General features: G+C 31.5%; 16 protein-coding genes. 10 read left to right on the top strand and 6 right to left on the bottom strand.

Annotation, left to right across the window (positions count from 1 at the left end; all coding sequences use genetic code 11):
- Positions 1-37: 37 nt before the first annotated feature.
- The 6 genes from IUY40_RS05045 to IUY40_RS05020 all read right to left on the bottom strand — a co-directional run bounded on the left by IUY40_RS05045 (position 38) and on the right by IUY40_RS05020 (position 6381).
- Entirely contained in the window at positions 38-805 is a 768-nt protein-coding gene (locus tag IUY40_RS05045) for a LytTR family DNA-binding domain-containing protein (RefSeq protein ID WP_195735776.1), read from the bottom strand.
- Between the two features lie 97 nt (positions 806-902).
- Positions 903-1262: a 2TM domain-containing protein gene (locus IUY40_RS05040; protein WP_195735775.1), complete on the bottom strand. Its 360-nt coding sequence runs from the start codon at positions 1260-1262 to the stop codon at positions 903-905.
- 18 nt (positions 1263-1280) lie between these two features.
- The gene (locus IUY40_RS19660) at positions 1281-1916 is read right to left on the bottom strand and encodes a 2TM domain-containing protein (protein WP_317190900.1); all 636 of its coding nucleotides are present in this window, start codon (positions 1914-1916) and stop codon (positions 1281-1283) included.
- Positions 1917-1918: 2 nt separating this feature from the next.
- Complete coding sequence (locus IUY40_RS05030) at positions 1919-3250, bottom strand: 2TM domain-containing protein (RefSeq protein ID WP_195735774.1); 1332 nt, start codon at positions 3248-3250, stop codon at positions 1919-1921.
- 30 nt (positions 3251-3280) lie between these two features.
- Positions 3281-3901, bottom strand: a complete 621-nt coding sequence (locus tag IUY40_RS05025; protein WP_195735773.1) for a hypothetical protein — start codon at positions 3899-3901, stop codon at positions 3281-3283.
- Positions 3902-4173: 272 nt separating this feature from the next.
- Positions 4174-6381: a TonB-dependent receptor gene (locus IUY40_RS05020; protein WP_195735772.1), complete on the bottom strand. Its 2208-nt coding sequence runs from the start codon at positions 6379-6381 to the stop codon at positions 4174-4176.
- A 139-nt stretch (positions 6382-6520) separates the two neighbouring features.
- On the opposite strand from IUY40_RS05020, the gene IUY40_RS05015 reads away from it, so the two are divergent.
- The 10 genes from IUY40_RS05015 to IUY40_RS04970 all read left to right on the top strand — a co-directional run bounded on the left by IUY40_RS05015 (position 6521) and on the right by IUY40_RS04970 (position 14132).
- A complete protein-coding gene (locus IUY40_RS05015; RefSeq protein WP_195735771.1) occupies positions 6521-6979 on the top strand; it encodes a DinB family protein in 459 nt (152 codons plus the stop codon).
- A gap of 57 nt (positions 6980-7036) precedes the next feature.
- Complete coding sequence (locus IUY40_RS05010; RefSeq protein ID WP_195735770.1) at positions 7037-7612, top strand: sugar O-acetyltransferase; 576 nt, start codon at positions 7037-7039, stop codon at positions 7610-7612.
- Positions 7612-8001, top strand: a complete 390-nt coding sequence (locus tag IUY40_RS05005) for a VOC family protein (protein WP_195735769.1) — start codon at positions 7612-7614, stop codon at positions 7999-8001. The genes IUY40_RS05010 and IUY40_RS05005 overlap by 1 nt, the downstream gene beginning before the upstream one ends.
- 110 nt (positions 8002-8111) lie before the next feature.
- Positions 8112-9389, top strand: a complete 1278-nt coding sequence (locus IUY40_RS05000; RefSeq protein ID WP_195735768.1) for a chloride channel protein — start codon at positions 8112-8114, stop codon at positions 9387-9389.
- Positions 9390-9396: 7 nt separating this feature from the next.
- Positions 9397-10011: an HPP family protein gene (locus IUY40_RS04995; RefSeq protein WP_195735767.1), complete on the top strand. Its 615-nt coding sequence runs from the start codon at positions 9397-9399 to the stop codon at positions 10009-10011.
- A 75-nt stretch (positions 10012-10086) separates the two neighbouring features.
- Positions 10087-10539, top strand: a complete 453-nt coding sequence (umuD, locus tag IUY40_RS04990; RefSeq protein WP_195735766.1) for a translesion error-prone DNA polymerase V autoproteolytic subunit — start codon at positions 10087-10089, stop codon at positions 10537-10539.
- 169 nt (positions 10540-10708) lie between these two features.
- Positions 10709-11968, top strand: a complete 1260-nt coding sequence (locus tag IUY40_RS04985) for a Y-family DNA polymerase (RefSeq protein ID WP_195735765.1) — start codon at positions 10709-10711, stop codon at positions 11966-11968.
- A 253-nt stretch (positions 11969-12221) separates the two neighbouring features.
- On the top strand, positions 12222-12590 hold the full coding sequence (locus IUY40_RS04980) for a hypothetical protein (protein ID WP_195735764.1): 369 nt from the start codon (positions 12222-12224) through the stop codon (positions 12588-12590).
- Positions 12591-12711: 121 nt separating this feature from the next.
- The gene (locus IUY40_RS04975; RefSeq protein ID WP_195735763.1) at positions 12712-13572 is read left to right on the top strand and encodes a DUF3347 domain-containing protein; all 861 of its coding nucleotides are present in this window, start codon (positions 12712-12714) and stop codon (positions 13570-13572) included.
- A complete protein-coding gene (locus IUY40_RS04970) occupies positions 13572-14132 on the top strand; it encodes an AraC family transcriptional regulator (protein ID WP_195735762.1) in 561 nt (186 codons plus the stop codon). The genes IUY40_RS04975 and IUY40_RS04970 overlap by 1 nt, the downstream gene beginning before the upstream one ends.
- Positions 14133-14170 lie beyond the last annotated feature (38 nt).

Here is a 14170-nt window from a genome sequence, read left to right as displayed (position 1 = left end):
TTAATTCTTTCCACAGAATAAAAATATCTATTAAAAACTAGCCAATCCAGTTCTTGAAATCAGAAACTTTCTCACGGCTTACAATTACCTCATCGTCTTTATAAGTAGGTAAAATTATTTTTAGACGTGAATTACTATACAAGACAATTTCTTTGATAGCAGGAAGCGGAACAATAAATTTACGGCTGACACGATAGAAGTCTTTTGGATCAAGTTCTTGTTCTAAAATTTCTAAAGTAGAATCGATTAAGTAATTTCGATTATCTGTAGTATGTAAATAAGTGCCTTTGTTCTCACTAAAAAAACATTCTACCTCATCGGTTATAATAACTTTTAAATGTTGCCCAACTTTAATAGTGAATCTTTTTTTATAAACTTTTTCAAAAGGATTTGAAAGCATTTTTTTAATTTGTTCAAAATTGATTTCAAGATTTTGTGTAGCGTTTTCTATTTTTGGCAAACGAGATTTAAATTTAGTAACCGCTATATCTAGATCATCTTCGTCTATTGGTTTTAAGAGATAATCGATACTGTTAAGCTTAAAGGCTTTTAAAGCATACTCATCATAAGCAGTTGTAAAAATCACAGCACTTTTAATATCTATTTTTTCAAAAATTTCAAACGACAATCCATCGGACAATTGAATATCAAGAAATATTAAATCAGGATGTTCATTTTGAGAAAACCATTCAATTGCTTCTGCAACAGAGTGAAGCATTACAACCACAGGAACACTTATTTTATCTAGTTTGCGTTGTAATAACCGAGCAGCTGGTTTTTCGTCTTCTATAATTATTGTTCTCATTTTTGGTTTGTAGAGAGTTTTGGTTGGTTAAAAGTAGTGGTAAAGATTTAATTCGAAAATATTTTTTATGTTTTTATTTAGTTGAGAATAATAAAAATTATTCCCATTTTTGATCGGCTTCTTTTTTCATGTATTCTTTTATTTTCCTTTCCTCCCAACTCAGACTAAAAAAGATGTCTTTTCCAAATACAGACAATCCATGTATTACCAAGCCAATTCCCCAAAATAAAGTCGTTGAGAAGTTTTCCCATCTCCAGAATTCTTCATTCCCAAAGATCCCTTGGTTTGTGTCAGGAATCAGAATAAATATGTTTACCAGAATATATACGGTTAAGTGTGTGTAGAAACCTTTTATTCTTTTTACTCTTCTGTAAGCTATGTTGTAACGTTCGTTATTCGTTGTGTTTTCATTATAATTGCTATAATTGTCAAATAGCTGTCTTCTAAGTCGTCCCATTTTGATTTAATTTAAAGATTATTGCCATTTTTCGTTTCTGGATTTTTCCTTATCCATTAATTCTTTTATCTTTTTTTCCTGCCAGTTTTTTGCAAATACGGGGAAAGCATCAAATACTTTTAATCCATGAATAACGACTCCCAAGCCCCACCACATTAAAGGCCAGTAAAACCATAAATGCTCAGGAGAATAAACCAAGTTAATGATGAGTAAAAAGATGTTTACTACAATATAAGAGATGAGGTTGCCGTAAAATCCTTTGATGTTTTCGACAGTCTTTTTAGCTTCAAGATAACAGTCATCGTATTTATTATGATATGTATCTACTGTCTTTGTGTTTTTTATAGACTGTTTTTTTTCTAGAATAGTATTCAGTTTTTGTTCTTCCCAATTTCTTCCAAATATTCTATAAGTAAGAAATAAATCTACTGTCAATGATAGAAAAACTATTGTCCATATTGTCATTACAAAACTATTGAAGTATTTTAAAGGGAAAAAATCAAATCGTATTCCGATATATACTTTCAATAGGTAAATTATAAGACCGAGAGCGTAAAAGAATAAATGGACATAAAATCCTTTAATTTTTTTTACTTTTTTATGTGCCAGTTCCCGTAATTCACTTTTATCAAGTTTATTTCGATAGGTTTCCATAGTTATCTCCAGTTTTGTTTTCTCTCTTCTTTTCTTAGAATTTCTTGAATTTTTCTTTCCTCCCAATTTGAGCTATATCCAAAGACTTTAAAAGCATGCATTGCTAATCCAAATCCCCATCCTAGCGCTGAGAACCAAAACCATTGGAAACCAGGTGAGAATTTTAAGTTGATAAAAACTAAAAACGGTATTACACAACAATAAGAAATTAAATTCCCATAAAAACCTTTAAGTTCTTCAACTCTTTTTTTTGCTCTATAATAAGCATTGTTTTCATTGTAATCATTTGTTTCCATGACACTAACTTGTTTTGTTAAAATAGGTATTTTTACAGTAAATGTTTCCTTATTTTGCTCAATCAAGACTTTTCGGTTGGTAATAATGCCGTAACGATTTACTATGTTTTGCAATCCTACCCCCTGGCGATCTTGTAAAACTTCTTTTTTCTGAAAATCATTTTGAATGACTAAATAATCCTTTTCGATAAATATTCGAATATGTAATGGTTTTTGTTCACTTACCACATTATGTTTTACTGTGTTTTCTAGTAAAAGTTGTAATGATAATGGAACTACTTTGGCATCTGGATGAATGTCTTCGGTTGGTAATTCGTAGAATAAACTATTTTCGAAACGCATTTTTAATAAATTCATATACGTTTTTGCAAATGCCAATTCATCTTCTACCGATACAAGTTCCTTATCTTTTTGCTCTAAAACGTAACGATAAATTTTTGATAATGAAGTCGTAAATCGTTGAGCATTATCTGGATTTTCCTCTATTAAAGAACTTAATACATTTAAACTATTAAAAAGAAAATGTGGGTCAATCTGGTTTTTTAAAGTTTCAAATTTTGCGGAAGCAGTTCCTGCAATAATTTTTTGTTCCTTAACACGGTTCTCATTATATACTTTATAAAAGTGTAAGGCATGAAAAACTACTAATACAATAAAAGTAATTACAGAAGATTCTATATAATTCTCAGAGTCTTCATTAGCTAAAAATTCGACTATTGAATGTTTGTCGATAATAACTTTTAAAAAAATTCGGAGTACAAATATGGCTAATAATGAGAAAAAAAAAGAACTGATAAAACCTATAATTATACGCTTTAATGAATAAGGATTGGCTTTAAAAACTTTATCTAAAAAAGCAAATAATGATGAGTTAACGATGTATAGCGTTGTGCTATACAACATACAATATAGAAAGGCAATAAATAAATATGGAGTAAAAACCTCAGTTCCAAACGAAATAAATTTGATTAAAAAGGATACTAAGAAAATTACTGTTCCAATGAATAAAGCTTTAATTATATGCGGTTTCAAATGCATTATTTTCTTTTTTAGATATTTTAATAAATCTTATTTACATGTTTTTTGAACTTCAAGTGCTCTTTCTAAACCCCATTTTGGAGAAAAAGGAGTTTCAGGTTTAAAAGTAGCAAAAAGACCAATAGCTTTGTCAACTTGTGCACATAAAGGTTTGGTGTCAACTCCTGTCCATTTTGCACCACCTAATTGAAAATCGGCTTTACCAAAAACAACTCTAGGGTTTTCAGGAGCCAATACTTCGGCTTTATTGTACATTTCTATAGTCTTCGTTGAATATTTCATCCCGTTAGTCATAGGGTCAGCTACAACCCAAGCAGTATAAATCAAAGCTTGTAATACATAAAGCTCGGCATTGTTTTGATCTTTTATCATTTCAACATTCAATGCATTTTGTGCTTTAGTAAGTAATAAGTCTATTTGTGTTTTGTCTTGAGTTTTAAATGCGGATGTTGTATTTACTAATGCAACATAATAATTGGGCAGCCAGTTTGTTTTCTCGGCAGCAGCAATTCTTTCGAATAAATCAGATGCTTCAGTATTTTTTCCTTCTTTCCAAAGAGAGAATGCTTTACCCATTCCTTGTTCAAATTGGGTTTGAGCAGATAAAAGACTGCAAATAAATAATGTGATAACTGTAATTAATTTTGTCATGATTTTTTGTTTTAAAGATTAGTTATTTTTTGATGATTGAAACACTTGTTAGTTTATACTTCAAAAGTATTGTAGATTTTATTCTCTTAAAATTTAATAGTACTGAGTTGTTGAATTTTAGGGATGAGTTGTTTAAGGAAGGTTCAAAGGTTTTTTAAGATTCAAAGTTTTTTGATAATCTGAATAAAGCCTTTGTTTCTTTTCCTCACAATATTGGTGAAATATTTGTGACTTCTCAGCACAATGTTAGGAAAATATTCGAAGCTTTCCTTCTATAGATTCTTCAACTGATTCTCATTTTTATTTTGGCTAATAGTCCAAAAGAAGCCAATAAAGAAAAAACGATCAGCAGTAGGCGTAACGGCTTGTCTGTTATAAACTCCAGTTGCATCGGGAGATTTGGCATAATTATAACCAAATACATTTTGAGTACCTATAACATTAGAAACAGAGAAGTATAAAATCTTTTGAGTAGTTAATAAATAAGCCCAGCTAAGACTCAAACTATTATATGATTTTGTTTTTCCGTTCATGAATTTTGTTTCATTTGGATTGTTGTAAGGTCTTCCTGTGCTGAAACTATTTGTTAGCCCGATTTGAGATTTCCAATCTGTAATAAAATATTTGGTTACAATAGACAAGTTTTGGTCAGCAACAAAATCTGGAGTTACACTTGTTGGAAAATTTTTATAATCTCTTTTAGTGTCAATGTAAGAGTAGGATATCCAATATTCTAGATTTTTATATAATTTGCTATCTCTCCAAAAGATATCCAATCCTTTAGCATAACCAGTACCATCATTACTAAAAACAGAGTTGTATTGAATGGTTTGTGTGTTGTATTTTACCAGATTGCTGTAATCCTTGTAATATGCTTCGGCTCTAAAAGTACGCCCAGTTTTATTGTACTGAAAGTTTAAAATATAGTGAGCTGCTTTTTCGCTTTCAAACTGATGGTATTTAGAGTATTTGATGTAATCTACAACGGGAGTTTGTGTAAAGTCACCATAAGCAAGTGAAAACTGGCTGTTTTTCGCAATTTTATATCCCAACGAAATTCTTGGAGCTAATGCTGTTTCATCAAGTAAACTGTTATTAGATGCTCTAAGACCAACTTTTGCAGCTAGTTTACTAGAGAACGAGATTTCAGTTTCGGTATAAATAGCAGCAATATTTGAGTCGTAGCCATTAGTAATTGTAGGTATTACATTATCCTGAAAATCTTCATTGTATTTAGTAATAAAATAATCGGCACCAAATGATAGTTTCACTCTGTTCGAAAGACTCTTCTTTAATTTTAATTTAAGATGAGCTGCATTTTCATCATCATTTATATTTGCTACATCAATATCTTTTTTATTGTTGCTATAGCCATAACTCAATCCCGAAGTAATTTGCCAGTTACTGCCAAATGTTCCATTATAAACTGTGTTTAAGTAAAAATTGTTATTCACTAAATTTATTCGAATTGGGTTTTCAAAATTTATGTTTTTCTGATTAAGGTCAATCTTAGCAGTATCAAAAGCAGTATATAATTTAAAAATTCCATTTTTAAAATGATAGCGATATACACTCTCACCAGATAAAGATTGATACGGTCGATTCCAATCGACGTCTTGTTTTACAGCAGCTTGATAAGGAGCTAGATTTATGTAACTTACGTTTACACTCAAAGAACTTTTTTTCCATTTCTGAGTATTTCCAATTCCTAATCCTACAGTCATCATGGCGATGTCCGTTTTGTTTTGATCAGGTTCATCCTGAGTATTCAATAATAATACACTAGATAAAGCCTCACCATATTCTGCCGAATAACCTCCTGTTGAAAAAGCAATCCCGCTAAATAAGAAAGGAGAAAAACGACCACGGGTTGGTAAATTTTGTACTGATGCTCCATAAGGCTGAGAAACTCTAATGCCATCAACAAATGTTTGCGTTTCACTAGCTTCTCCACCACGAACAAATAAACGTCCGTCTTCGCCTACATTTTGAGTTCCTGGTAAGGTTTGTAAAGCAGCAATAATATTTCCAGCGGATCCAGCAGTGGTAACAATATCCAAAGGTTTTAAAACAGAAACCCTAGCTTTATCGCCAGATTCCATAGTTCCGGCAGTAATAATAACTGCATCTAATGAATTTACGCTTTCTTTTAGCTTTATAGTTTGATTTTTAAAATTGGCAGGATCTATCGGTATGGTTGAAGTTTCATAAATTAAAAAACTTACTATTAATATTTGATTCCCAGAAGTTTCAGTTGTAAACGAGAATTCTCCGTTTTCGGCACTTGTAGCTCCATCGTAAGTGCCATCAATATATATGTTTGCCCCAGTAATTGGTTTTCCTTTTGTGTCAACTACTTTTCCAGAAAGTGTGTTTTGAGAAAAAATAGCGAAACTTATTAATAAAAATAAGATTGTAAAAACTGATTTGGTCTTTAATCCTATTCTGTTTTTTTCTAATTCTAGAAACTTGGTTTTCATGTTTTTTGATTTTGATGAGACAAATATATTTTGTTAATTTTAACATTTAAATAGTAAGTGACCCAATTGTAGAATTTCGAGGATGAGTTGTAAAAAACTTATTTGTATCTTAGCTTTTGTGTTTCAAAAATGATTTATTATGTCAGAAAATAAAAGAATTTCGAATCTATATCAGTCAATTTATAATGGAAATCCTTGGCTAGAAGTTACTTTAGTAAATACTTTAAAAGATGTAAATGCAGAGCAAGCTTACAGAAAAATAAATCCTAATGTAAATACGATTTGGGAAATTATCAATCATCTTATACAATGGAGAAGAAACATTTTAAAACGTGTTCAGGGAGAAGTAATAATAACTCCGGATCATAATTATTTTGTGCCTGTTTTAGATTCATCAGAAGCAGCATGGGAGCAATCACTTCAAAGTTTAGAAAAATCACAAGAATTATGGAATTCATTTTTAGAGAATTTTGATGATGCCGATTTAGATAAAATATATGTCAATAATGGACATACCTATTACGAGCATATCCATGGAATTATCCAACACGATGTGTATCATTTAGGTCAAATCGTTATTCTTAAAAAGTTACTTTAAGATTTAAGAAACATTTTATATAAAAAAAAAACGCTAAGAAAAAATATAATACCATTTATGAAAACTGAAAAAGAAAAAATGATTGCAGGAGATAACTACATAGCGGGTAATCCATTTTTAGTAAAAGATCGTAGAAAAGCTAAAAATTTATTGCATCGTTTAAATGTTACAGAATACTGTATGACTAAAAAAGCTAAGCTGATTTTAGAAGAATTAATTCCAAATGTAGGTAAGGGGTTTTATATAGAGCCACCATTTCATTGTGATTACGGATATAATATTTACTGTGGCGATAATGTATATTTTAATGTAAACTGTGTTGTTCTAGATTGTGGTCCAGTTACTATTGGGTCGAATGTACTCTTTGCACCAAATGTTCAAATTTATACAGCTACACATCCGCTTGACGCAGAATTGAGAAAAACGCATCAAAGTACATTACCTGTTTCTATAGGAGATGATTGTTGGATTGGAGGAAACTCAGTAATATGTCCAGGAGTAAAAATTGGTAAAGGCTGCGTAATAGGAGCGGGGTCGGTTGTTACAAAAGATATTCCAGACAATTCACTAGCAGTTGGAAATCCAGCTAAAGTAATCCGAAAATTAAATCAAGAACCAGAAAATAAAAATTAATGCTTTCATTAAATAAGGTTCATCATATTGCCATCATTTGTAGTGACTATGACAAGTCCAAATTATTTTACACAGAGATTCTGGGTTTAACTATAATTAGAGAAGTTTATCGTGAAGAGCGTCAGTCGTATAAGCTTGATTTAGCTTTAAACGGAAATTATATTATTGAATTATTTTCGTTTCCAAATCCGCCAGCACGAACTTCCAGACCAGAAGCAGCAGGTTTGCGGCATTTGGCATTTGAAGTTTCAAATCTAGATGAGGTTGTGGCATTTTTGATATCAAAAAATATCGATTGTGAGACAATACGAGTGGATGAATTTACAAGCAAACGATTTACTTTTATTGCAGACCCAGATGATTTACCAATAGAGTTTTACGAAAGGTAGTTTTCTTACGTTACTGTTAAAAAAATGTAATATTCGTGTGTTTTAAAATGATTATGGTTCTGTTTCTTTAAATTTGCAGACCACTTATAAAAAGTGAGTTTAAACTTCTGATGAACAAAACGGCCAAAATCAAAAAGAATCATCAATTTATTAAATTTCGAAAATTAGTTATTGTTTCTGTTTTAATTGGTTTTCTCTCCGCATTTTTAGGAATTTCTCTCAAGAAAATAACAGAATATTATGAAGAGATATTTTTTCATCAAGCTACGGTAAATCCAATTTTTCATGTTGTTTTTCCGGTTTTCGGGTTATCAATAATTTATTTTTTACGTCAATATTTATTCAATAAAAAAGAGAATAAAGGAATCAAAGAAGTTTTTGAAAGTACACAATCAAAATCTAAAAACTTGCCTAATTATAAAATTCCATCACACTTTATTAATGGTTTGTTGACTGTTATTTTTGGAGGGTCAACAGGGATTGAAGTTTCGACAGTTGTAGCAACAGCAACAATCGGCTCAGTAGCACAACAAAAAGAAAATGTTTTTCGCCAGTATAAAACCGAATTAATTTGTGCAGGAGTTGCGGCAGGAGTTACAGCATTATTCAGTAGTCCGATTGCAGGGATTTTATTTGCAATCGAAGTAATTTCAAGAAAAGTAACCCGCGCATTTATAATCTCCAATTTAATTGCAGTTTCTATTGCTTTTGGGTTAATCACGATTTTAAACGAAGGGCCATTATTCGCAGTAACAATTACAACCTGGCACTTAAAAGCGATTCCGTATTTTATACTTTTAGGTGTTTTGGCAGGAATCAACTCGGTTTATTTAACACGTTGTGTATTGTTTTTTAAAGGGCAGTTCTCTAAGATAGAAACACATTATTATAAAATCATTTTAGGTTCAATCGTATTGAGTGTTTCCTTATTTGTATTTCCACAACTTTATGGAGAAGGATATCACGCTATAAAAGGAATTTTTAGTAATTCGGCAATTCCGTTAACGCTTACATTAACTTTTACATTTATTGGTATTTTACTTTTAAAACCTATTGTAACCTCTATAACATTAGCTTCTGGTGGCGATGGAGGAGTTTTTGCACCAAGTCTTTTTATAGGAGCATTTTTAGGATTACTTTTGGCATCAGTTTTAAATACCTTTTTTAATGCACAGGTAATTCCGTTAAACTTTATGGTAATTGGTATGGCAGCAGTTTTAAGCGCTAGTATTCATGCACCATTTACAGCAATCTTTTTAGTTTGTGGATTAACGAATGATTATACTTTATTTTTCCCAATATTAGTTGTTTGCTTGATTTCTAAATATACTGCAAAAATGATTTATCCGCATACAGTCTATACATTTTTACCAAGCATATCAAAATAAATAATTTATGGGAGAAAACAAGATAAAGAGAAGCTATCGTAAAACGAGATACATTCTTTACAAAGAAACTTTAATCAATTCTAAAGAAATATTCTGGTCTTTTGTAGGTTCTTTTGTTGGAATCGGATTAATTGCTTTTGTGCAAACACAACATTTTTTAGGTTCAGATTTAGTGTATTTAATCGGGTCATTTGGAGCTTCGAGTGTTTTGGTTTATGGAGAAGTTAGAAGTCCATTTTCGCAACCTCGTAACCTTGTTGGCGGTCATGTTATTTCGGCAATTATAGGTGTTACAGTGCAACAACTAGCGCCAGATATTATCTGGATTACTGCACCTTTGGCGGTATCACTTTCTATTGTTTGTATGCAAGTAACTAAAACATTACATCCACCAGGAGGAGCAACTGCGCTTATCGCAGTTACAGGTTCTAGCCAGATAAAGGATTTAGGATATTGGTATGTAGTGTCACCAGTATTAACAGGAGTTAGCGTATTGCTCATAGTGGCTTTGATATTTAATAACCTTATTTCCTATCGTAAATACCCAAGTCATAATAAATACCATAATACGTACCATAAATTCCGAAGAAGATTAAGCAAGAAAACAGCACCAAATAATTGAAGAATGTGGTAGTTGATAACTATTTAATGTTAAAAAGTAGTGGCAAAAATATAACTTCCGTAATTTTGTGGAACTATGAAATTACGAAGTTTAAATAGCGACGATATAGCCTTAGAATTTTATATTCCGGATTATTCATCAAAATTAGAAATCCCTTTTTTTGATGTAGGGATTAGCGCTGGATTTCCTTCTCCTGCAGATGATTTTATCGAATTAACGATAGATCTCAATAAAGAATTTATTAAAAATAAAGACACTACTTTTTTTGCCAAAGTAAAAGGGCATTCTATGAAAGATGCTGGGATAAATGATGGCGATTTGTTAATTATAGATAAAAGTTTAGAACCCCAAAATAACAAAATAGCAGTTTGTCAAGTCGACGGTAAATTTACAGTGAAACGTATTAAAATAGAAAAAGATACAGTTTGGCTTATTGCCGAAAATGAAGATTACGAACCTATAAAAGTGACAGCCGAAAACGAACTTTTGATTTGGGGGATTGTAGTTCATTCTATAAAATCTTTTTAACTCTTAGTTGTATTAGAATAGAAAAAAGATCTAATAGGTTCTTTCTTGGGTGGCTATTTTTGGCAAAGATATAATTAGTAAAAAATCGTTGCATCAGCTTTTTTACGAAGTAAATCTGTTTAATCCGTATGCGATTTAGAGGTGTGTTTTTAATCTTATATAATATAAAATGTTTGCTTTAGTCGATTGTAATAATTTTTATGCCTCTTGCCAAAGGGTATTCGAACCACATTTGATAGGAAAACCAGTAGTTATCCTTTCTAATAATGACGGTTGTGTTATTGCGCGCTCAGATGAAGCTAAATTGGCAGGAGTTCCAATGGGAGCACCAGCATTTAAATTTGAAGCACTATTTAAAGAAAAAAATATTTATGTGTATTCTTCTAATTATGCTTTGTACGGAGATATGAGTAATCGAGTAATGAATATCCTTAGAACCTATACTCCAGATATCGAATTGTATAGCATCGATGAAGCCTTCTTGAAGTTTACAGGTTTTGAATTATTCGATTTGAATGAAGTGGGACTCGATATGCGAAAAAAGATTACAAAAGGCACAGGGATTCCTGTAAGTGTAGGTTTTGCTCCAACAAAAGCTTTGGCAAAAGTGGCCAATAAAATTGCTAGAAAATTTGCCGAAAGAACTCAGAATGTCTATACGATTGATACTGATGAAAAAAGAATTAAAGCATTAAAGTGGACAAAAATTGAGGATGTTTGGGGAATAGGCAGAAAGCACGCAAAACGGCTGAAACAAAAAAATATCTTGACAGCTTATCAATTTACACAATTATCAGATGCCTGGGTACGTAAAGAAATGGCAGTGGTTGGACTTCGATTAAAACATGATTTAGAAGGGAAACCAACACTTGATTTAGAAGGACCTCGAAGTAAAAAAATGATTGCAACTACCCGTTCATTCGAAACTAAATATGCAACTTACGATGAAATTTCAGAAAGGGTAAGCACTTTTACAGCTTCGTGTGCCGAGAAATTAAGACGCCAGAATTGTCATTGCAATATGGTAACTGTTTTTATTCAGACGAATTATTTAGCAAACGACCAAGCGCAATATTCTCGTAGCATTACTATAAATACAGATTTTCCAACGAACTCAACAATTGAGTTAAATCAAGCGGCACAAAGAGGATTAAAGGAGATTTATAAAAGTGGATATTCATACAAAAGAGCAGGAGTTGTCGTTATGGGCTTAACACCAAATGACGAAACACAACTTAATTTGTTTAATACCTCCAATCCTAAGCATCAACCATTGATGAGTGTTATCGATAAAATGAATTTAAGTTTTGGTGATAACAAAGTTAAATTTGGAGTACAGTCATTAGGAAGGCAATGGAAAATGAAACAGGATAGATTATCTCCAAAGTTTTCTACCAAACTTAAAGATGTTATTACGATTGAAGTGTAATAATTTTTAGCCACTAATTAAATTGTGGTTTTCCTTCTGATTGTTTAAAAAATGGAACGCGGATGACGCGGATTCGCTATCGCGAAAACAAGGATTAAAGCGGATTTTTTTCTTTACGGATTGCTTTAAAAATCTGTTTTAATCCGCGTCTTTACTTCAGTAAATCTGCGTCATCCGCGTTCCATTTTCAAAGCAGCCACATAATTTTATCATTGAAAAAAATATGTTGTATCTTTGAATTTCAAAAATTTTGATGATTTCAAAAACGCACATATTATTTTTTGTTTTCTTGCTTGGCTTATTTTTAGTGCCAACGCAAGCAGAAGCATGTAGTATGAAATCTGAAAAAAAGGAACATACGAACGAGAATACGCAAACAAAAACAACTGATAGTTGTTGTGATTCGAATTCTAATAAAAAAGAGAAAGAGGGTTGTGGTGATAAATGCAATCATTATAATTGCCGTTGTGTTTCGGTTATTTCGATACTTACTTCCGAAAACCCTATAGAAATCGCTTTAAAAAGTTTTAATTTCTCAAATAAAAAACAATTCTTTCATTCTCATAAAGCCGCTTTATCTTCAGGCTTTTATATGATTTGGTCTCCGCCAAAAATAAGCTAAAAATTTTCTGTGACAGCCATAAGTGTGTCTAATAGAAAAAGGGTAACTTTAGGTATTCAAAAAAAATAATAGTAATAATATTCAAGGATTTGTAAATTCTTGATGCATAAAACATAAAAAAATGAAATCGATAAAAACGTTATTGGTAGCAGTCGTTGCATTGCTATCATTCACTGCCTGTGATGCAAAAATAAAAAATGCAAAAACCGAAACAGTAAAAGTATTTGGCAACTGTGAAATGTGTAAAAAAGTAATTGAAAAAGCAGGGAATTTAAAAAATATTGCTGAAGTAGATTGGAATGAAAATACTAAAATGGCAACGCTTACTTATGATGCAACCAAAACAAATAAAGAGGAAATTTTAAAACGAGTAGCATTAGCAGGATATGACAGTAACGAGTTTTTAGCGCCAAATGATGTTTATGCAAAACTGCCTGAATGTTGCCAATATGAGCGAAACAACAAAAAAACGGCAATGGTTCCTGCTGAGAAAATGAATCATGATATGCATTCAAATCACAATATGACTTCTTCAGATGTTGATTTAAAAGAGAAAGCTTTAAACCCAGTTTTTGAGGCATATTTCGGAATCAAAGATGCATTGGTTAAAACAGATGGAGCTACTGCTTCGGCAAAAGCCAAAACATTAGTAACTGCTATTAATGGAGTGAAAATGGAAAGTTTACCAACGGATGTTCATATGGTTTGGATGAAAGTTTTAAAAAGTTTAAAAGAAGATGCAGAACATATTGTTGATACTAAAGATGCAACACGCCAAAGAGACCATTTTGGGACATTATCTAAAAGTATATATGCACTATTAAAAGTTTCAAAAGATGAAACACCAACATATTATCAATTCTGCCCTATGGCAAATAATGGAAAAGGAGCCAACTGGTTGAGTAAAGAAAGTGCAATAAAAAACCCATATTATGGTTCGAAAATGCTGAGCTGTGGAAGCACTGTAGAAATTATAAAATAATGAAGTTATACATTAAAAACATGGTTTGTAGCCGCTGTAAAATGGTCGTGAAGTCAGAGTTGGAAAAACTCGGACTTCATCCTATTGCAGTCGAGTTAGGAGAGGTAGAAATTCAAGAAGCAACAATTGATCCATTAAAAGAAAATTTGGTAGATGTCTTGCATTCTTTAGGCTTTGAGCTTATTGATGATAAAAAAAGTAAGATTATTGAGAAAACGAAAACTTTAATTATCGATTTGGTTCATTATAAAAATAACGACCTCACCACCAATTTATCTCATTATTTGTCCAATGAGCTACAGCATGATTATAATTCGTTAAGCAATCTTTTTTCGGAAGTAGAAGGAACAACTATTGAAAAATACTTCATCTCTCAGAAAATAGAGAAGGTAAAAGAGCTACTTATATATGATGAGCTAAGCTTAAGCGAAATTGCCTATCAGCTTCAATATAGCAGTGTGGGACATTTGAGCAATCAATTTAAAAAAGTAACAGGATTTTCTCCAAGTTATTATAAACAGTTAAAGGATAAAAAGCGCAAGCAAATAGAGGATTTGTAAATCTTATAAATCATTACCAAAATTGTACAAGCTTATAG

Origin of the sequence: Flavobacterium sp. ALJ2 (assembly GCF_015594725.1) — a bacterium.
Lineage (GTDB): Bacteria > Bacteroidota > Bacteroidia > Flavobacteriales > Flavobacteriaceae > Flavobacterium.
This window is presented reverse-complemented; position numbering and strand designations above follow the sequence as displayed.

What these genes read in the sequence shown, in the direction of transcription:
- IUY40_RS05045 (WP_195735776.1), bottom strand. Translation starts at nt 805, where the DNA reads ATGAGAACAATAATTATAGAAGACGAAAAACCAGCTGCTCGGTTATTA.
- IUY40_RS05040 (WP_195735775.1), bottom strand. Translation starts at nt 1,262, where the DNA reads ATGGGACGACTTAGAAGACAGCTATTTGACAATTATAGCAATTATAAT.
- IUY40_RS19660 (WP_317190900.1), bottom strand. Translation starts at nt 1,916, where the DNA reads ATGGAAACCTATCGAAATAAACTTGATAAAAGTGAATTACGGGAACTG.
- IUY40_RS05030 (WP_195735774.1), bottom strand. Translation starts at nt 3,250, where the DNA reads ATGCATTTGAAACCGCATATAATTAAAGCTTTATTCATTGGAACAGTA.
- IUY40_RS05025 (WP_195735773.1), bottom strand. Translation starts at nt 3,901, where the DNA reads ATGACAAAATTAATTACAGTTATCACATTATTTATTTGCAGTCTTTTA.
- IUY40_RS05020 (WP_195735772.1), bottom strand. Translation starts at nt 6,381, where the DNA reads ATGAAAACCAAGTTTCTAGAATTAGAAAAAAACAGAATAGGATTAAAG.
- IUY40_RS05015 (WP_195735771.1), top strand. Translation starts at nt 6,521, where the DNA reads ATGTCAGAAAATAAAAGAATTTCGAATCTATATCAGTCAATTTATAAT.
- IUY40_RS05010 (WP_195735770.1), top strand. Translation starts at nt 7,037, where the DNA reads ATGAAAACTGAAAAAGAAAAAATGATTGCAGGAGATAACTACATAGCG.
- IUY40_RS05005 (WP_195735769.1), top strand. Translation starts at nt 7,612, where the DNA reads ATGCTTTCATTAAATAAGGTTCATCATATTGCCATCATTTGTAGTGAC.
- IUY40_RS05000 (WP_195735768.1), top strand. Translation starts at nt 8,112, where the DNA reads ATGAACAAAACGGCCAAAATCAAAAAGAATCATCAATTTATTAAATTT.
- IUY40_RS04995 (WP_195735767.1), top strand. Translation starts at nt 9,397, where the DNA reads ATGGGAGAAAACAAGATAAAGAGAAGCTATCGTAAAACGAGATACATT.
- umuD (WP_195735766.1), top strand. Translation starts at nt 10,087, where the DNA reads ATGAAATTACGAAGTTTAAATAGCGACGATATAGCCTTAGAATTTTAT.
- IUY40_RS04985 (WP_195735765.1), top strand. Translation starts at nt 10,709, where the DNA reads ATGTTTGCTTTAGTCGATTGTAATAATTTTTATGCCTCTTGCCAAAGG.
- IUY40_RS04980 (WP_195735764.1), top strand. Translation starts at nt 12,222, where the DNA reads ATGATTTCAAAAACGCACATATTATTTTTTGTTTTCTTGCTTGGCTTA.
- IUY40_RS04975 (WP_195735763.1), top strand. Translation starts at nt 12,712, where the DNA reads ATGAAATCGATAAAAACGTTATTGGTAGCAGTCGTTGCATTGCTATCA.
- IUY40_RS04970 (WP_195735762.1), top strand. Translation starts at nt 13,572, where the DNA reads ATGAAGTTATACATTAAAAACATGGTTTGTAGCCGCTGTAAAATGGTC.